At 41.2% G+C, this 19608-nt stretch carries 18 protein-coding genes; 3 read left to right on the top strand and 15 right to left on the bottom strand.

Annotated elements, in window-relative coordinates:
- Window positions 1-183 precede the first annotated feature (183 nt).
- From spoIIID to ACJMMI_RS06005, 3 genes are all read left to right on the top strand, one after another.
- Entirely contained in the window at window positions 184-450 is a 267-nt protein-coding gene (gene spoIIID / locus ACJMMI_RS06015; protein ID WP_405354301.1) for a sporulation transcriptional regulator SpoIIID, read from the top strand.
- A gap of 173 nt (window positions 451-623) precedes the next feature.
- Window positions 624-1829, top strand: a complete 1206-nt coding sequence (locus ACJMMI_RS06010) for a DegT/DnrJ/EryC1/StrS family aminotransferase (protein WP_405354300.1) — start codon at window positions 624-626, stop codon at window positions 1827-1829.
- A gap of 326 nt (window positions 1830-2155) precedes the next feature.
- Window positions 2156-4585 (top strand): hypothetical protein, encoded by a 2430-nt coding sequence (locus ACJMMI_RS06005; protein WP_405354299.1) that lies wholly within the window; start codon window positions 2156-2158, stop codon window positions 4583-4585.
- Window positions 4586-5108: 523 nt separating this feature from the next.
- Here ACJMMI_RS06005 and ACJMMI_RS06000 read toward each other — a convergent pair.
- From ACJMMI_RS06000 to ACJMMI_RS05930, 15 genes are all read right to left on the bottom strand, one after another.
- On the bottom strand, window positions 5109-5894 hold the full coding sequence (locus ACJMMI_RS06000) for a polysaccharide deacetylase family protein (RefSeq protein ID WP_405354298.1): 786 nt from the start codon (window positions 5892-5894) through the stop codon (window positions 5109-5111).
- Window positions 5895-5970: 76 nt separating this feature from the next.
- Entirely contained in the window at window positions 5971-7368 is a 1398-nt protein-coding gene (cysS, locus tag ACJMMI_RS05995) for a cysteine--tRNA ligase (RefSeq protein ID WP_405354297.1), read from the bottom strand.
- A gap of 12 nt (window positions 7369-7380) precedes the next feature.
- Entirely contained in the window at window positions 7381-8031 is a 651-nt protein-coding gene (gene epsC, locus ACJMMI_RS05990) for a serine O-acetyltransferase EpsC (protein ID WP_405354296.1), read from the bottom strand.
- A gap of 29 nt (window positions 8032-8060) precedes the next feature.
- Window positions 8061-8651 (bottom strand): CDP-diacylglycerol--glycerol-3-phosphate 3-phosphatidyltransferase, encoded by a 591-nt coding sequence (gene pgsA, locus ACJMMI_RS05985; protein ID WP_405354295.1) that lies wholly within the window; start codon window positions 8649-8651, stop codon window positions 8061-8063.
- Between the two features lie 68 nt (window positions 8652-8719).
- Window positions 8720-10066 (bottom strand): 30S ribosomal protein S12 methylthiotransferase RimO, encoded by a 1347-nt coding sequence (gene rimO, locus ACJMMI_RS05980; RefSeq protein ID WP_405354294.1) that lies wholly within the window; start codon window positions 10064-10066, stop codon window positions 8720-8722.
- The gene (locus ACJMMI_RS05975; protein ID WP_405354293.1) at window positions 10056-10673 is read right to left on the bottom strand and encodes a regulatory protein RecX; all 618 of its coding nucleotides are present in this window, start codon (window positions 10671-10673) and stop codon (window positions 10056-10058) included. Before ACJMMI_RS05975 ends, rimO begins: the two co-directional genes overlap by 11 nt.
- A complete protein-coding gene (recA, locus tag ACJMMI_RS05970; protein WP_405354292.1) occupies window positions 10673-11791 on the bottom strand; it encodes a recombinase RecA in 1119 nt (372 codons plus the stop codon). The genes ACJMMI_RS05975 and recA overlap by 1 nt, the downstream gene beginning before the upstream one ends.
- A 118-nt stretch (window positions 11792-11909) precedes the next feature.
- On the bottom strand, window positions 11910-12761 hold the full coding sequence (gene prmC / locus ACJMMI_RS05965; RefSeq protein WP_405354291.1) for a peptide chain release factor N(5)-glutamine methyltransferase: 852 nt from the start codon (window positions 12759-12761) through the stop codon (window positions 11910-11912).
- Window positions 12762-12782: 21 nt separating this feature from the next.
- On the bottom strand, window positions 12783-13772 hold the full coding sequence (locus tag ACJMMI_RS05960) for a DUF1385 domain-containing protein (RefSeq protein WP_405354290.1): 990 nt from the start codon (window positions 13770-13772) through the stop codon (window positions 12783-12785).
- A 15-nt stretch (window positions 13773-13787) separates the two neighbouring features.
- Window positions 13788-15260, bottom strand: a complete 1473-nt coding sequence (locus tag ACJMMI_RS05955; RefSeq protein ID WP_405354289.1) for an ATP-binding protein — start codon at window positions 15258-15260, stop codon at window positions 13788-13790.
- A 33-nt stretch (window positions 15261-15293) separates the two neighbouring features.
- Window positions 15294-15995 (bottom strand): response regulator transcription factor, encoded by a 702-nt coding sequence (locus ACJMMI_RS05950; protein WP_022235019.1) that lies wholly within the window; start codon window positions 15993-15995, stop codon window positions 15294-15296.
- A 38-nt stretch (window positions 15996-16033) separates the two neighbouring features.
- Window positions 16034-17377, bottom strand: a complete 1344-nt coding sequence (locus tag ACJMMI_RS05945; RefSeq protein ID WP_405354288.1) for a hypothetical protein — start codon at window positions 17375-17377, stop codon at window positions 16034-16036.
- 18 nt (window positions 17378-17395) lie between these two features.
- Window positions 17396-18067 (bottom strand): tRNA (guanosine(46)-N7)-methyltransferase TrmB, encoded by a 672-nt coding sequence (trmB, locus tag ACJMMI_RS05940; protein ID WP_405354287.1) that lies wholly within the window; start codon window positions 18065-18067, stop codon window positions 17396-17398.
- A 106-nt stretch (window positions 18068-18173) separates the two neighbouring features.
- Window positions 18174-18926 carry a Nif3-like dinuclear metal center hexameric protein gene (locus ACJMMI_RS05935; RefSeq protein ID WP_405354286.1) on the bottom strand — a complete coding sequence of 251 codons (753 nt, stop codon included), beginning with the start codon at window positions 18924-18926 and terminating at the stop codon, window positions 18174-18176.
- On the bottom strand, window positions 18926-19582 hold the full coding sequence (locus tag ACJMMI_RS05930) for a class I SAM-dependent methyltransferase (RefSeq protein WP_405354285.1): 657 nt from the start codon (window positions 19580-19582) through the stop codon (window positions 18926-18928). The genes ACJMMI_RS05935 and ACJMMI_RS05930 overlap by 1 nt, the downstream gene beginning before the upstream one ends.
- Window positions 19583-19608: the final 26 nt, after the last annotated feature.

Here is a 19608-nt window from a genome sequence, read left to right as displayed (position 1 = left end):
AGACAGAGTATTAGACAAACTTTGACCTATGTTTTCATCATTTCCCACAAATTCGGTATTAATCGGCTTATTTTCAACAAAGATTTAACTATGAATTGTGGCTTTTCCACAAGAATGATAATTTTGCATACACAAGTTGTGCCTTTCATATAATTTATCATAAACCTAACTGGAGGGGAATTTATGAAAGGTATAGTTGAAGAACGGGCGGCAATGCTTGGAGAATATATAATAGAAAGCAAGGCAACTGTAAGAAAAGCTGCTAAAAAATTCGGTATTTCAAAATCAACAGTACATAAAGATGTAAGCCAAAGGCTTAAAAAGGTAAATCCTGCATTGTACCGAGAGGTAAGGCAGATACTCGAAACCAATAAAAACGAGCGGCATATTCGTGGCGGAATGGCAACAAAGAAAAAATATCTTTTGAAAAAAACAGGCATTGTTAAGTGAAAAAACAAAAAATTGTGAACAAAAGTAGTGAAAAGTCAATTTGTTTGCTTTACTTTTAAAAACATATGTTGTATAATGAAGATTAGCTTTTATTAGCTTTTTAATAAAACAAAGATTAAGAATATTTTTATAAACTGTTTTCACCGAATGTCCCGTTACAAGGAGAAGTTGAAATGAGAAAGATTCCGTTTTCACCGCCTGATATTACTCAGGCTGAAATTGACGAGGTTGTAAAGGTATTAAAGTCAGGCTGGATTACTACAGGTCCGGAAACCAAGCTTTTTGAGAGCCGCATTGCCGAGTACTGCAATGTTGAGCGTGCCGCCTGCCTTTCTTCACAGACCTCTTGTGCAGAGCTTACACTCCGTATTCTTGGCATTGGTCCGGGAGATGAAGTAATTCTGCCGGCATACACATACACAGCTACAGCGTCTATTGTTTACCATGTAGGTGCAAAGCCTGTTATGATTGATTGCAAAAGCGGCAGCTTTGAAATGGATTATGACAAGATGGAGGCTGCAATTAACCACAACACAAAAGCAATTATTCCTGTTGACCTTGCAGGCGTTATCTGCGATTATGACAGAATTTTTGAGGCTGTTGAGCGTCAGAAGGGCGTGTTTAAACCAAAGAATGAAATTCAGGAGAAGTTTGGCAGAGTAATTGTTATGGCAGATGGAGCACATGCCTTTGGTGCAAGAAGAAAAGGCAAAATGTGCGGTGAAATTGCCGACTTTACTAACTTTAGCTTTCACGCAGTTAAGAATATGACTACTGCCGAGGGTGGTGCAGCGGTGCATCGTCCACACGAATGGCTTGATGAGGACGATATATACAAGCAGTATATGCTTTTGTCGCTTCACGGACAGACAAAGGACGCTTACCAGAAAAACAAGGTAGCATCTTGGGAATACGATGTTGTAGATACACAGTATAAGTGTAATATGCCTGATATATTGGCAGCTTTGGGCGTGGTACAGCTGCAGAGATACGAAAAAATTCTTGAACGCCGCCATGAGCTTATCAAGGTTTATAACGAAGAATTCAAGGATTTGCCTATTCAGGTACTAAACCATTGTGACGAAAACCACAGGAGCAGCGGTCACCTTTATTTTGTTCGCTTTATTGGCAAAGATGACGAGTACCGTAATAAGTTCTATAATATGATGGCTGAAAACGGCGTAATGTGCAATGTTCACTTTAAGCCACTCCCAATGCTTTCTGCATATAAGAAGAGAGGCTTTAAGATAGCAGATTTCCCAAATACTTATAATATGCACAAAAATCAGCTTACATTGCCGCTTAACACTACAATGTCAGACGATGATGCTTGGTATGTAATTGAAACCTTTAAGCAGTGCATTAATACATTAAAATAACCTGATTTATAAAAGCTTCGGAGCAAAAAGTTCCGAAGCTTTTTTGTTTTGCAATATTGCATATATTGCAGATTTTATAAATATAAACAAATCGTAATTTTTATACATTTTTGTTGTACTTATAAAATTATAAATACATATTTATGTATAATATAGGAATATAAAAATTGTATTTATTCCTACATTTTAAACGAATTTTTGGCAATGTTGCAAAAAAGTTGCTTGACTTTATTTGGCAATAATGATAAAATCACATTGTTAAAATTTATAGGCAAATTTTTGCATTTTGCAAAAGTTTAAATTGAATTTCAGAAAGGAAAGAATGTATGAAAAAAGCAAAGTTTATGTCAAAATTAGGCAAGAAAGCATTAGCACTTTCGCTTAGTGCAGTTCTTTGCCTTGGTGCAGGTGCAACAGCTCTTGCAGCAGAAACAGAATATCCGATTACATATTCAAATGGAAAGTATACATTTGAAAAAATTTCACATCCTGATTCTCCTCTTGAATCAGCAGACGGCGTTGTTGATTATGTTGGTAACGGCAGTATTACTCCATTTGTAAACGGTGAGAGTGCAGGCAATGGCGACAGAGGTCAGTCATACAGCTATGCATCTGCTGTTTATGGCGACTGGGTATATATCAATACTATGTACGGCGGTCTTGGTGTTTCAAGTATCTTGAGTTATGGTATGAGCGGAATGTCACCTGAGCAGGCTAAGGCTATGATGGATGTTATGTATAACGGTAACCTCTACACAGGTGAGCCTGATGGCAAATATGCAGGCGGTATCTTATTTAAGTTTAATGTTAAGACAGGCGAAACAAAGATTTTGATGTCAAGAGATACTAACGGTAAGATTCCTACATTCAGAAGTGCTCTTGAAAAGGACGGCAAGCTTTACTTTGTCGGTATGGTTGTAGATATTACAAAGCTTACACAGCAGGAAATTGCAACAGCTATTGCAAGACAGAACGGCTTCCCATGTATTTATGAGGTTGACCCGGAAAATAATGATAAACTCACCTGTGTTTATGATTGCGTAGATGTTGACGGCTTCAGAGAGCTTGTTGCTGATAATGTATTTACTTCAACAAGAGCTATTTGTACATACAAGGATTCTGTAATTGCAGGTTGCCTTGATACAGACGGTGTATTCCTCAGTGCATCTGATGACCCTTCAAAAGGACAGGATTCATTTAAGGTAATCGCTACAATGGACGATTTGTACAATTACCCTGCTTATCATCGTCAGGATGTAAACGGCGGTGGCGGTATCTATCAGGTTATCGAGTTCAACGGCAAGCTTTATGTGGTAATCTGCACAGGTACAGAGGCAAGCAAAGACCCTACAACAGGCACACTCCAGACATTTGCTATTGTTCGTGGTGAGTGCAACGGTGAGGTAACAGATAAGGACGCTTGGACATGGACTGTTCTTGTTGGTGACGAAAAAGACGGTGCAAAGTATCCGTTTGGTATCGACAAAGACCGTGTAAGCTGTGGTGCTTGTACACTTGAGGTTTATAAGGATTACCTTTACATCGGTGACTACAACGATGTTTCAAGTGCACTTCAGGGTTTTGTTCTCAAAAAAGATTTTACAACTCAGGCTACAAACCTTGAGCAGTCAGTAAACCTTTATCGTATGGATAAAGATGAAAACATTGAAATGGTAGTAGGTGACCCTACAGAGCAGTTCCCGGAGGGCGGTATCTCAGGTATGGGTTCAGGCTACGAAACTCATATGAGCCAGTACACATGGCAGACTACAGTTTACGAGGGTAAGCTTTATGTCAGCACAATGGATACTACCACACTTCTTGAGCCTATTGCACAGTTTACAAACGGTGACCTTGTAAATATGAGCGATGAAGAGTGGGAAAGACAGATTAATTATATTAAGGTTTTTGTTGAGCTTTTAAAGGGCAATGCAAGTACAACTTCTGCAAGCAACAAATCAGCAGTTGCTGACAAGCTTATTGATAACGCTATTGCATCAGCGTCTATCACTTCTACAAGCACAAGCACATATTCACTCGCAAAGTCACAGGATATTCCAAAGGTTACTATTACAAGCGAGCAGAGAAAAGCTTTGAGAGAGGCTATTCTTAATGGTGAATTTGCAAATGCAAACCTCTCAACAGCAACTAAGAATAAGCTTAACGAGATTAACGGTTATCTTGATCAGCTTACAATGCTTTATGATACAAACGATTTCTCAGGCTTTAGTGAGATTTATGATAAGATTCTTGAGTTGATTAAAGAAAATCTTCCTGACAGTGTTAAAAATCTTTATGATATGATTATGAGCTATGCTACTTCTGATAACATTAAGGCTCTTTTAAGATGTATTCCTTATATGGCAACTTCAAAAGCAGGCTTTGACCTTTATGAAATTGACCAGAAGTCAGACGGCTCTGTTACAATTAACACAATTACAAATAACGGTTTTGGTGACAGATACAACCATGGACTCCGTATTTTTGCAAAGACTTCAGATTACTTTGTAATAGGTACAGCTAACCCATTCTACGGAACACAGATTTGGAGAAGAGCAAATTCAGATAAAAACGACCTTAACTATGACGGAAAGGTTGATGTAAATGATGCAACTTACTTCCAGACTGTTGTTGCAGGTTCAGAAGATAAGCCGGATGATTATGATACACGCTTTGACTACACAGATGACGGTATAGTTGATGTAAACGATATTACAGCTTATCAGTTTTTACTTTCTGATAATGCAGTAGGATAAGTTTTAGCGAAAGCCTCCGCTATTGCGGGGGCTTTTGTTGCGTCCTGACGGTTTTACCGATAATTGGATTTGCTTTGCTAAAAGACAAAAAAGTTTGGTCAACCTTTTTCAAAGGTTGTGGTTGTGGGCAAAGCCCACAAAACTTTAGATAACGCAAAATTTTGATAGCCAAACATAATGGTGAAAGCCTTATAATTGCGACAGCAACACAAAAATTCTTCATTCTTAATTAATAAATTATTTCTTTTTTAAAGGCTGACGCCTGTTTTTACAAACTTTGCTTTAGCACACAAACAGCAACGCTGTTTGTGCCCGATAGATTGATATAAAGACAACTTTTCTTGGGCTTTGCCCAAACCCACGAGCCTTTAAAAAGGCTCGACCTAAATTTTATGTTCGAGTAAAAGCATAAGCAAAATTTAAAGTCTTTAAATTCCGACCGTTGTCGGGAATATAAACATTATTATTTTTCAAACTATCTTCTCGTAATAAAAACCTCCGTACCAAAACGGAGGCTTTTATGTTATGATGTAGTTGTGCTTGACTGAGCAGGCAGCATTTTGCCCTGTACATCGGTAGTATAGTCGCCCTTTAATAAAATTTGGCTGATAGGTACAATTTCATAGCCCTGTGCCTTGATTGCTTCGATTACCATTGGCAAGGCTTCGGGAGTGTTGGTTGCACCGTTGTGCATCAGAATAATACTTCCGTCTTTAATTTTTTTAGTAATATTCAAAGTAATCTGATTTGGTGTTGGGTCTTTCCAGTCAAGGCTATCAACATCCCATTGAACGCAGTACATATTATTTGCCTTAACCGTTTTTACAACATCATTGTTATAATCACCGTACGGAGCACGAAACAGGGTAGTGCAGTTGCCGGTTAATGCCTTAATTTTTTCGTTGCAGGACTGAATCTGCGTGTTCATATCGTCAACTGACATCTGCGTCATATGCGGGTGAGTGCTGCTGTGATTGCCCACATCGTGCCCACGCTTAGCAATTTCTTTTACAGATTCGGGATATTTTTCCACCCAGTCGCCCACAAGAAAAAAGGTGGTTTTTACATTGTATTTATCAAGAATGTCGAGCAAATGCTCTGTTTGTTCGTTTCCCCAAGCCGCATCAAACGATAAAGCTACCTGCTTTTTATCGGTTTCAACGCAGTAAATGGGGATTTCTCGCTGTGTGCTTGCAGTCTGAATTGCCTGTACAGTAGAGGTAAGTGCAATTCCGCCGGCTATTACACCAATCAGCAGACAAAATCCTATTGAAAACAAGGTGCGTTTTGTTATTATATACAGACGCATAAAATCCCCTCCATATCACTTTGCTTCTGTCAAAGTATATGAAGGGGATAATTATTTTATTATAAGATTTTTAAAATTAGTTTTCAAAATGCCACTTAATGCCGTCTTTTGTATCCTCAACAACAACCTTCATTTCTTTAAGTTTGTCACGGATAGCATCGGCAGTTGCCCAATCTTTGTTTTTACGAGCCTCTGTACGCTGTGCAATAAGTGCTTCAACCTCCTCATTTGCTGAGTTGTCGCCCTTGCTTTCCTGTGCCTTTGTAAGGTCAAGTGAAAGCACCTTGTCAAACTCACCGATGAGGTACAGTTTAGTTGCGTCGCTGATATCACCCTTTAATACGCTGTAAACGGCAGTAAGACCGAGTGAAGTGTTGAGGTCATTGCCAAGTGCATCGTTAAATTCCTTGAGATAAGGCTTAGCAGCCTCCATATCAGGCTCACCCTCAGGCTTGAGAGCAGAAATTCTCTTGATAAGCTTATCATATGCAATGGCCGCATTGTCAAGGCTGTCATAAGAGAAGGTGAGAGGTTTGCGATAATGACTCTGTAAGCAGAATAAACGGTAAACAAGTGGGTTGTAGCCCTTGCTTTCAAGCAAGGATACGGTGAGAAAGTCGCCTTTAGACTTACTCATTTTACCTCTTGCATCATTAAGATGAAGTACATGGAACCAGTATTTGCACCACTTGTGACCGAGATAGGCCTCGCTCTGTGCAATTTCATTGGTATGATGTGGGAATGCGTTGTCAATGCCGCCGCAATGAATGTCGAGGTATTCGCCGTTGTGCTTGCAGCTGATTGCAGAACATTCAATGTGCCAGCCCGGATAGCCAACACCCCATGGGCTTTCCCATTTAAGCTCCTGTGAGTCAAATTTTGACTTAGTAAACCAGAGCACAAAGTCAGCCTTGTTGCGTTTGTTGCTGTCCTCTTCTACGCTGTCACGCACACCGACAGCAAGGTCATCTTCGTTCATATTGCCGAAAACATAGTAATTATCAAGCTTTGAGGTGTCAAAGTAAACATTTCCGCCTGCAATGTAGGCATAACCTTTTTCGAGCAAAACAGAAACCATATGAATAAACTCGTCAATGCAATTTGTTGCAGGCTCTACAACATCAGGCATTTTGATGTTGAGCTTTTTGCAGTCATTGAAAAATGCGTCTGTATAGAATTTAGCAATTTCCATTACGGACTTATGCTCACGCTTTGCACCGGCAAGCATTTTATCTTCGCCTGTGTCAGCGTCACTTGAGAGGTGACCTACATCGGTAATATTCATAACACGCTTTACATCATAGCCTGAAAAGCGAAGATACTTTTCGAGTACATCTTCCATAATATAGGTTCTCAGGTTGCCGATATGGGCAAAGTGGTAAACAGTAGGACCGCAGGTGTACATATTAACCTTGCCTTCTGTGTGTGGAATAAATTCCTGTTTTGTTTGTCCCAATGAATTGTATAAAATCATTTTACTGCTCCTTTACTTTTTGCTTTCCTTTTCTGATTTTAGAGCGTCAACTTCTTTTTTTAGCTCGGTAATTTTCTGCTCCAGACTGCAAAGTGCAAGTGCAACAGGGTCTGAAACATGAATCTGGTCGAGAGTTTCGCTGCGAATACCGTTGATTTTTACCACTCGGGCAGGAACGCCCACCGCAGTGGCGTTTGGCGGTATCTCGCTTAAAACTACCGCACCTGCGGCAATTCTTGCGTTATCGCCGACCTTAAACGGGCCAAGCACCTTTGCACCTGAGCCGACAAGCACATTGTTGCCAAGTGTTGGATGTCGCTTGCCGGTATCCTTACCCGTACCGCCAAGTGTTACATTCTGATAAATTGTGCAGTTGTCGCCGATGATTGTGGTTTCACCAATGACAACACCCATACCATGGTCAATGAACAAGCCCTTGCCAATGGTAGCACCCGGGTGAATTTCTATTCCTGTTTTATGCCTGCTGCGTTGTGAAATCCAGCGGGCAATAAACTTCATATTATGCCTTAAAAACCAGTTAGCCTTGCGGTGTGAGCGTACCGCCTTAAAGCCTGAGTACAGAAAAAATACCTCGGCTCGGTTTCTTGCGGCAGGGTCACGCTCCATAACTGCATCAAGGTCTGCCTTTAATGTTTTAAACAAATTATCACATCCGATGCGGTGTTGATTTTTTACATTTCTGATATATACTGCCAGTTCTGTTTAATATAGATTACGCCTGAAATAAGTGCCATAATTGTGGAAATCCAAATAAGGCAAAGAGAAATAACTGTAAATACGCTTTCCAAAAGCATAACGGTTTCTGCACCAAAAACAGGTGCCATAGTGAATATTTCAAGCAAAAACTGCATTAAAAGTACGGCTATAATAGCTATAAGCTGGGTTACGGTTTTTATTTTGCCAAAAATATTTGCCGCAACTACTTTGCCCTTAGAGGCGGCAACAAGGCGGATTGAGGTAACAGAAAATTCTCTGAAAAGCACGATTATTACCGCCACGCAATCGCACCAACCTGTCTGAACAAAGCACAACAACGCACTCAGCACAAGAATTTTATCTGCAAGAGGGTCTGCAAACTTACCAAAGTCGGTCACAAGTCCTCTGCTCCTTGCAATTTTTCCGTCAAACATATCTGTTAAAGTTGCCACAACAAAAATTATTAAGGCAACGGCTGTGTGAAAAGGAAAATCTATCAGCAAGGCAGCCACAAAGAATGGCACAAGGATTATTCTGCTTAAAGTAAGTTTGTTTGGTAAATTCATAGTTTTCCCTCTGATCTCCTTATGACACCATTATATTATATGCCGGTGTCTGTTATCTGTAAATAAATTTATTCTACCAGTTCGCCAATCGGGTCGCAGTCTGTGTAATCTGTAATTTTTACCTTAACAAAGCTGCCCGGATGTGGCTTTGTGCCGCTTGTTGTAAAGAATACACAACCGTCAATTTCCGGTGCGTCAGCGTAGGTTCTGCCGTAGAAGCATTCTGCAATTCTGTCATAACCCTCAACAAGAACTTCAATTTCCCTGTCAATAAGGCTTTCGCAGTATTCAGCCATAACGCTTTGCTGATGCTCCATAATAATATCAGCTCTGTGCTGTTTGATTTCGTCATCAATCTGATCTGCAAAGGTAGCAGCAGGTGTGCCTTCCTCTGCTGAATATGCAAAACAACCGAGTCGTTGGAACTTAATCTCAGCCGCAAACTCAGCAAGCTCTTCAAACTGCTCATCGGTTTCACCCGGGAAGCCTGTAATAAAGGTTGAACGAAGAATCATATCAGGCACTTTTGCTCTAAGCTTGTTAAGCAAGGCTGTAAGGCTCTCACGATTGCCGTGTCTGTTCATTCTCTTTAAAATATCGCCGTTGCAATGCTGTAATGGCAAATCTATGTAATTTACAAGCTTTTCTTCCTCGGCAAAGGTATCGATAAGCTCATCTGTAAGTCTGTCAGGATAGCAGTAAAGCACTCTTATCCACTTTAAGCCGTCAATTTTACAGAGCCTTTTTAAAAGCTTTGCAAGGTGTGGCTCACCAAAGAGATCCTCACCATAGCGAGTGGTGTCCTGAGCAATTACGATAAGCTCCTTTACGCCGTCTTTTGCAAGCTGTTCTGCCTCGGCAACTACTGCGTCAGGCTGACGGCTTCTGAAGCGACCTCTGATCATAGGAATAGCACAGTAGGTACAGCGATTGTCGCAGCCCTCGGCAATTTTCAGATATGCGGTGTATGGGGGAGTGGACTGGATTCTTCTGCCCTCAAGGCACAAAAGCTGTTTGTCAGGGAACTCCTCAATCTTTTCTTCGTGATTTTCATTATCGGCAAGCAATTCTGCCACAACATCGGCAATTTGAGAGTTAGCTCCAATGCCAAGTGCGGCGTCAACCTCGTAAAGCTGACGAGTGATCTCGTTTTTATAACGCTCGGCAAGACAGCCTGTAACTATAATGGCTTTAATCTTGCCTTCTTGCTTGAGCTTGCCAAGCTCAATAATTTCATTAATGCTTTCCTGCTTTGCCGACTCAATAAAGCCACAGGTGTTTACAATAACCGCATCTGCATCTGCGGGATCATTTACTAAATCAAAGCCCTTGCTTTTAAGTGTAAAAAGCAGCATTTCAGCGTCAACCTGATTTTTAGGGCAACCGAGTGATACTATACCAACCTTAGAACTCATCTGTTTCATCCTCATTATATTCCGAAAGAACGCTTTTTATATCGTCCCAGCGGTAACCGAGCCTTTGCAATGCGGCAACTGCTCTACGCTTTACCTTTTCATCGGATAAATTTCTGTATTTTTTCTCAATAACCGCCCTTATCTGCTCGTGAGTATCAACCTCAAGCTCCTCACAGAGCTGTTCGGCGGTTTCTTTATCTATGCCTTTTCGTGTAAGCTCAAAGGCAATGCCACGCTTCGACATATGCTTTGTGTTAAGTAACTTTTCAGCATAATGCCTTGCATAGCGTTCATCATTTACAAGACCAAGCTCCTCCATTCTGTCAACAGCCTTTTGTGCGGCCTCTTCGTCGGAGGTACGGCGGATTTTGTCTTCAAGCTCTTTTTTTGAATGTTCCCTGTATGAGAGAAGCCAAAGAGCTTTTTCTTTTGCTCGCCTTTCATTGCTGAGTTTGATTATCTCGTGCAAATCGTCATCATCAATCTCTTTGCCCACATCAAAACGATTGTCAATCAGCGTTTGAGTGTCAAGAGTAAGAGCAAATTCGCCGTCAATATATACAGCACTCAGCCTTTTTCTGCGTGGTCTTATTTCTGTAATTTTCATTATTCGTCAACCAAAACATCAATGTTAGCGTTGCCTGCATTTTCAGCAGGAGCGTCAACAGGCTTTTTAGCGTTGGCAACCTCTGTAATTTTAGCTTTTGCACCCTTTTTTGCAGGAGCACTTGCAGCAATTACCTTATCCATATTTGCCATAAGCTTATCTTCAATTTCCTTAGCAAGCTCCTTATCGTTTTCAAGAAGCTCCTTTACATTATCTCTGCCCTGTCCAAGACGCTTGCCGTCATAGCTGAACCATGCACCGGCTTTCTGTACAACATCTGCTTTTACTGCAAGGTCGAGCAATTCGCCTGTTCTTGAAATGCCCTTGCCGTACATAATGTCAAACTCAGCCTCTCTGAAAGGTGGTGCAAGCTTGTTTTTAACAACCTTTGCTTTTGTGTGAGCACCGATCATTTCGCCGTTTGATTTCAAAATTTCCTGTTTACGAATATCAATTCTTACAGAGCTGTAGAACTTTAATGCTCTGCCGCCTGTGGTAACCTCAGGGTTACCGTAAACAACGCCAACCTTTTCACGAAGCTGGTTAATGAAGATAGCTACGCAGTTGCTCTTGTTGATAGCACCTGCAAGCTTTCTTAATGCCTGTGACATAAGTCTTGCATGCAGACCAACATGGCTGTCGCCCATTTCGCCCTCAATTTCAGCCTTAGGAACAAGGGCGGCTACAGAGTCGATTACAATTACATCAATAGCACCGCTTCGGATAAGTGCCTCGGCAATTTCGAGTGCGTCTTCACCTGTGTCAGGCTGAGAAACGAGCAGAGAGTCAACATCTACTCCGAGTGCAGCGGCATAGGTTGGATCAAGTGCATGCTCAACATCAATGAAGGCAACATTGCCGTTATTTTTCTGTCCCTCTGCAATACAATGCAGGGAAAGTGTGGTTTTACCTGATGACTCAGGTCCGTAAATTTCAACAATTCTGCCTCTTGGAAGACCTCCAATGCCAAGTGCAATGTCGAGTGTGAGAGAGCCTGTTGAAATGTGGTCAACATTCATATGTTTGTTTTCGCCAAGACGCATTACTGCACCCTTGCCGAACTGTTTTTCTATCTGAGTAAGTGCGGTTTGTAACGCTTTTTCCTTATCTACAGCCATTATTAAATTACCTCCTGTAATTTGCAGGTTTATTTGAAATTTGTTATTTACTTAATTATTATAAAATATCAGCATAAAAAATGCAATACGAACAACACTAAAAAATCGAACTAATTTTCTATTTTTGAAGCAAAGTCCCAATTATTGCCCTTTGCACACCGCCAAAGTCGATACTTTCGGTTATTCCGCCAAAGCCGTTGTCGGCAAGAATTCGGCTGACCTCGTCATATTGCCCCTCACCAAGTTCAAAGGCGATTGCACCGCCGGGCTTTAGTTTGGTTTTCCAGAGCGGAACAATTCTTCGGTAAAAGTCCAGACCGCTTTCGCCACCGTCAAGTGCCATTTGTGGCTCATGGTGTACTTCCTCCTGCAAGCCGGCAAGGTCACCGCTTTTAATGTATGGTGGGTTTGAAACAATCAGGTCAAGGCTGTTGTCTGCAACGCTTGTGTGACATTCAAAAATATCACCGTTCAGGGCGTTTACCGCAGAATTGTTAAGTTCAATGTTTTGTGTAAGGTATGAAAATGCTTTTTCACTCAGCTCAACTGCTGTTACCTTACAGCCTGCATACTTTTCAAGAGCAAGTGAAATTGCACCACTGCCGGCACAAAGGTCGGCAACCGCAGTATTTTCTTTGCCGGATAAAAAGTCAATGCAAAGGGAGGTGACTACCTCAGTATCGTCACGAGGAATAAGTACGCCCTCTCCAACGAGCAAATCAATACCCATAAAGCTCCATTTGCCAAGAAGATACTGGAGCGGTTCGTGTTTAAGACGCTTTTCTGTCAGCTCAGTAAGAGCAGTAAGCTTTTTTTCACTTGCAATGGTTTCCTCACCCTTAGTAATGAGCAAAAGGCGGTTAAATCCGAAAACCTTTTCAATAAGACACAACGCTTCAAAGGCAGGAGCTTCAAATCCTGCCTTTGTTAAATTGTCTTTAGTTTTTCTGTAAGCCTCGCTGACAGTCATAATAAAGCCTCTTTAATGTAATTATTTGTTGTTTAAAATATCTGTGCCGTCATCAGGAATAACAGCCTTCATAGCCTCAATGGCAACCTCAATCATCTTGTCATCAGGCTCTTTTGTGGTAATTCTCTGTGCCCAAAGTCCCGGAGCGGCAATAAATCTTGTGAAAGCATTATCGTGCTTACCGCAGATTTTAATAAGCTCATAGCCAACACCGCAGGAAACAGGGAGGAGAAGAATTTTAAATACAGGTCTTAAAAATCCGATGCCGAATGGAGCAACAGGAATGAAAAGACCGATTACAATGCCAACAATAAGCATAAGCACCATAAAGCTTGTGCCACATCTCGGATGGAAACGAATCTGTTTTCTTACATTTTCAACAGTAAGCTCTTCTTCGTTTTCATAGCAGAAAATTGTCTTGTGCTCTGCACCGTGGTACATAAATACTCTTTTCATTTCGGTCATTTGTGAGCATAAAACAATATAACCGAGGAAGAGAACTATTTTTAACACGCCTTCAAATACTGATTTCCAGAATACTGCACCCTCACCACTGCCCTGAAAGACAGGTACAGCCTTTGCGGTAAGGTCAAATAAAAATGACGGTAAAAAGAAGAATAAAGCAACAGCAAGTGCCACACCTAAGACCGAGGCGATTACCATTACTATTTTTACAAGCTTGTCGCCGAATTTTTCATCAAGCCATTTTTCAAACTTTGTCGGTTCTTCTTCTTCAACCTCGCCGGCTTCAACTGCCTTGTCGGCTGAAAGCATAAGGGATTTATAGGAAAGTCGCATAGAATCAATGAGTCCGGCAATTCCTCTAAGAAGCGGAAGCTTAAAAAGCTTGCACTTTTCGGGAATGGTAGTCATTTTGATGTCTTCACTGTAAATTTCGTTTTCGCCTGTTCTTACGCATACTGTAGTACGCTTAGGACCACGCATCATAATGCCCTCAATAAGAGCACTACCGCCAATAGAAGTAATTTTTTTTGTACTGACTTTGCTCATCGCATAATCCTTTCATTATAGCTTTACATTTTCTGTTTGTGGCTGTTCTTCGTCACCCTCTTTATAAATAGGGAAGGTAAGTGTAACTGTTGTGCCAACACCCTCGCCACTCTCAATATTGAGTGAACCATGGTGCAAATTCATAATTTCATCTGCAACCGCAAGACCGATACCCGAGCCTCGTACTGTCTGATTTGCCTTGTAGAATTTTTCCTTTACCTTTGGCAAATCCTCGGCAGGAATACCGCAGCCTGTGTCGGTAACAATGATTTTTATAATATCAGGCTCGTCTTTGTTGTAAATAACCTGTGCCGCAACCACACCGCCCTTTGGGGTGTATTTGAGTGCATTGTCAATTACATTTAAGAAAACCTGCTTTAGTCGGTTGCTGTCGCCGTAAATAGGCGGATACATAGCGTCCATAGGCTCATCATAAAGCAGATGCTTGCCCTCGCTTACCGCTCTGTCTTTGAGCATATAAATGGTTTCGTCAAATTCAGCGAGAATGTCAAGCTTTTCTTTAGTAAGCACCATTCTGCCGCTCTGAATACGGCTGAAATCAAGTAATTCCTCAACAATGCTTGTAAGTCTTGCACTTTCCTTTATAATAACGCCCATACCTTTGTCAAAGGTGCGTCTGTCAAGCTTGCCTTTCTCATTTAACTGCATGGTTTCCGCCCAACCCTTGATTGCGGTAAGCGGAGTTCTCAGTTCGTGAGATACTCTTGAGATAAAGTCGTTTTTAGTCTGTTCGGTAGTCTGCAAGTCCTTTGCCATATCCGAAATAGCATCGCAGAGGTCGCCGATTTCATCATCATATTTATGTTCAATTTTCTCAGATGCCGAAAAATCACCCTGTGCAATCTGACCCGCTATGTGTGAAAGCTCGCCTATCGGCTTAACAATAGAACGGATAAACATAAGTCCCGAAAGAAATACAAGTGCCATAATGGCAAGACCGCCGGCAACGCAAAGAATTGAGATAAACAAAATTCTTGAGTGAACAGGCTCCATAGATACAATGTATCTTACCGCACCAAGCATAACACCGTTTGAATTGCTGATTATGCGGGTTTCGCTCATTGCTCTTTCGCCCGATAAAAGCTTGCCGTTCCATACGGCATATCCTGTGCCGTTAGTCTGTGCGTCCTGAAAGTCGGGCATATCTGTTTTGTCAGAGGGAGTAAAGCCTGTTGAGGTCATTATAACTCTGCCTGAGCTGTTGATTACTATAACCTCCATCTGCTCCTTGCGGTCAAAATTTTCCACATATTCACGGGCAGAGGAGTTAAAGCTTGTGGTGCTGTCGCTTTGGTAATCAGAAAATACAAGTGACAATTCATTGCCTGCCGAAGAAAGCGTTTGTTCAACGCTGCTCTGGTAAACATATGTAATAACAAATATAAGGCTGACAACGATTAAAACTATTATTGTAAATATAACGCTGAGTGTGTTGAGCATCCAGCGTTTGGTAATACCCTTAAACATAAGCTGTCGCCCTCCTTAAAGGTGTTTTTAAGCTCAGGCGTTCCACTTGTAGCCAAGTCCCCATACTGTGATGATGTACTTAGGGTTAGACGGTTCGTCCTCAACCTTCATTCTGAGTCGTCTGATGTTTACATCAACAATTTTGTCTTCGCCCACATAAGCATCGCCCCATACATGGTTTAAAATATCCATTCTGTCAAGGGCTGTGCCAGGATTTGAGAAGAAATACTCCATAATTTGAAATTCAACCTGTGTAAGCTCAATCATTTTGCCGTTTTTCATTAATGCACGGTTTCTGAGGTTAAGGGTAAATTCACCGCTCTTGAGCTCTTCTTTGAAGTTGTTTTCAGCGTGTGACTGTGCAAGTGCAACTCGTCTGTAAAGTGAATCAACTCTTGCAAGCAATTCGCTCGGTGAGAATGGCTTTGAAACATAGTCGTCAGCACCGAGCATAAGGCCTGTTACCTTGTCCATTTCCTGAGTTTTTGCCGAAAGCATAATAATGCCGATGCCGCCGTTGCGACTTCTAAGCTCCTTACAAACCTGAAAGCCGTCAATACCCGGCATCATAACATCAAGAATTGCAACATCAAAATCACCGTTGTGCTCTTCATATTTCTGAAGTGCAGCCTCACCGCAGTCTGCTTCAACTACATCGTAGCCTGCTCTTGTAAGGTTGATAACCACAAAGTCACGAATTGCAGCTTCGTCCTCGCAAACAAGAATTTTTTTCATAAAATAAACCTCCGTCAATGTGTTTTATCAAAAGAAAATTATATATTTTTAACCGTAATCAGTGAAAAAGCGGTTTTAATGTCGTCTTCACTGATTGAAAGTGGACTTTCTTCGTTTACATCAGCAAAAGCATATGCTGTGCTTTCGTTTTTATATATTAAAGTATAAGCGTCGCTGTCCTCGCCAATATCCCATTGCTCAAGCTTAAAGGCTCTGATTTCAAAAAGCTTTTGACCAAGGTTACTGCCGTCCCATTCAAAGAAATTCATAGATTGCTTTTCACTGTCAAGCCTTACGCTGTATGTACCGTCAGCCCAGTTTTCGGGAACAGTAAAGCTGTAGCAATTTTCATAGTCGCAGATTTGGTCGGTTAGGTGACTCAAAATCTCGCTTTGCGGATAGAAGATGTTCCAGCTTATCTTATCTGCAACAGTCAATTTGTCTTCATCAGCAGTTGCCGGTAATTTGTTTACAACAGGAATTTCTATTATTGAATCGTTATTTATGTCTGTGCAGATTATGTCGGCAGAACGCTGTGTAATGTTTTTATCCTTTTCTTTGAAAAGCGGATTACGCAGAACTGAAAGCTCTGTGTTGAAATCAATAATCTGTGTAACTGTGTCGTCATTTGCAAAGCAACCGTCAACAATAAGTGCATTCGGACCGTCCTCGGTAGGGGTGACGGTAATGTTTTTGTAGCGTGTAATGTTAGGGTCCATTTTTACGCTTGCTTTTGAGTAAAGACAGTTGCGTTCCTCACTATATACAAGCATATTTGCGGTTGCATCGTTTTCGGTTGTATAGAGTGATAAAAGCATAACCTCGTTAGTGCCGTCACCGTCAAAGTCAGCCGAGTAAAAACTTGAATAACTGCTTTCAACAGTCAGCCTGTTTGTTTTGCCTTTTGAATATGAGTGGCAGGCAAGGTTGTTTATGCTTGAATTATATGTGGTGTAGCCCGAAAGAATCTCAAGTGTGCCGCTTCCCGTTACATCGGCAAAGTCAACGCAGTCAACATCTGTTGCCTCAATGGTGCAGTTTTCCGAAAGCTTCCATTCGCCCTTTGTACAGTACATAACAAGCATATGCACCTCGGCTTTGCTTTCATTTGCGGTGCGGTAAAAGGCAATAGCCTCGTCTGTACCGTCATTGTCAAGGTCTTTCATAACAATGGCACTTCTGTAATTGCCTGATTTTGGATATTTAAGCGTATATCCGCTGCCGGCTGTATCAGCGATAAGCTGTTCAATTTCAGCCTCATCACCGACAGTTTTCGGAGGACGGATAAGGTTGTCTGTACCAAGGTCTGCCCCGTCACAACCGCTTGCGGTTAAAGCAAGTGTGCATAACAGTATGGCAGAAATTACAGCCTTTGTTTTCATATCCGTTCCTCCTAAAGTTTAATCGTGCTTTACAACAGCCCTTAAATACTTGATTTTTATGCCCTCGGCAGAAAACATTTTTTCATGCTCGGTTTCGATATTGTCTGTAACATCGCTGTTGTGCAGGTCATAGGTTTTGTAAATAATTTCGTAACCGCTCTGCTCAAAATATTCAAGACTGTCGGCAAAAAGTGCGTCGTCGTCAGTTTTGAAGCGAATTTCAGCGTTTTCGTCAAGGAAATTCTTGTACATTTCAAGCTTTCTTGGAAATGTAAGTCTTCTCTTGTTGTGCTTTGGACGGGGCCAAGGGTTGCAAAAATTAATAAACATACCCTTGATTTTATCGTCCTTAGTAATGATTTTATCAATCTGCTCAACATTGTAGTTTACAAGCAGAAGATTTTTTATGTCGGCATCGGTTTTGCCTTCATTCTTGAAAATCTCAACAATGTTTCTTCTGCCAACGCCGAGCATATCAATTTTTATATCAACCGCAATAATGTTTTTGACCGGATTTTTAACGGCAAACTGTCCTGCAAAGCCACCCTTACCGCAACCTATTTCAAGGTAAAGCGGAAGTCCGTTTCCAAAAGCTTCGCTCCATTTGCCGGCATGCTCCTCAGGATTTTTTACAAAAAAATCACAAACCGCAAGCTCCGGTTCTGCCCATTTTTTCTTTCTTATTCTCATAACACAAATTTTGCACTAAAAGTGCAACTCCTCATAAATATTCATCATACTATTATATCAAATTATTACAGATATTGCAACGAGTATTTAATAAATAATACAAACCTTAAATGTATTTAATTTTATCGTTACAAACCTTTGATTTTGTAAAGCTAATATTACTAAATCTGTCAGAAAGTTTACGGCAGAGGGAAGATATTACAATATCTTCGGTTTTAAAATGACCTGCGTCAATAATTGACATACCAAGCTCGTTTGCAAGCAGAATTTCGTGGTGCTTGATTTCACCTGTGAGCAGAACATCTGCACCCTCGGCAAAGGCAAACGGCACATTTGAACCGCCTGCACCGGAGGATACCGCAACTTTGTTAATTTTTTTCTTTACATCTGTGTATCTCAGTCCGTTGCAATCAAGATTTTCTTTAACCTTTTTTGCAAAGCTTTCAATATCTGTAGAAATATCGCCGATAAACATACATTCTCCGCTTTTGCAGGGCTTAATATTTTTAAGCCCCACAGCGTTTGCAAGGCAGGTGTTTACACCGAAGCTTTCGGATAAGTCGAGGTTTGTGTGCATACAAACCGCAGAAATATTCTTTTGTGCCAGACGATAGGGAACGGCATTGGCATCAAGCCTTTTTATTGCATTAAAAATAACGGGGTGATGACTTATGATAAGCTGTGCATTCTGCTTATCGGCTTCGTCAACAACCTCGTTTGTTATGTCAAGAGCAACAAGCACCCTTGTTATCGGTGTGTTTTGGTTACCGACAAGCAAACCGCAGTTATCAAAATCCATGGCGGTGTCAACGGGTGCAAATTCCTCAAAAAATTCAAGTATATCTTTAATTGTAGTCATCAGAGCATCTCCCTTAGCTTTTGTGCAATTTCAGCGTAACGGGCATCGCCCTTTGCCTGCTTTTCAAGTCTTGATATGTGCTTTTCTATAAAAAGCCTGTGTGTGGATTTTGTGGACGGCTGCAGTTTTGCACAGTACAGCTCTGTTTGAGTGTAGCAGTGCTTTTTGCCACTGTAGCACACAAGGAGTACGGTGTAGCATTTGTTTGCGGCAGTACAGCAGTCCTGCTTTAAAATATCAAAACCGTTGTCAAAAAGGTATTTAATAAGAACTTCACTTTTGGTCATTGGCTGTAAAATAAAGTGCTTTTCGCTGTTTTTTGAATATGTACAGCTGTCAAGTATATTGGCAATAAGTTCACCGCCCATACCTGCAATTACAAAATCATCGGCTTCATTTTCGGCTATGTTTTCAAGTCCGTTTGAAAGCCTTGTGAAAATAAGATGCTCAGCGTTGCAATTTTTTATTGCAGCCTGTCCTCTTGAGAGAGGGTCGGGGTTGATGTCTGCGGCAATGGCAGACGGGCAGGTGCCGTTAAGGCACAGCCACAGCGGAAGATATGCGTGGTCTGTGCCAATGTCGGCAAGCCTTGAGTTTTGCCTTACAAAATCCGCACACATTCTAAGCCTTTGGTCAAGAGATATTTTATTTTGCAAATTAATCAATCCTTTCAGCCCGAATG

Source organism: Ruminococcus sp., assembly GCF_045129435.1.
Classification (GTDB): Bacteria; Bacillota; Clostridia; order Oscillospirales; family Acutalibacteraceae; genus Ruminococcoides.
Note: the sequence above shows the minus strand (reverse complement) of the source record. Positions and strands in the feature narration are given on the sequence as shown.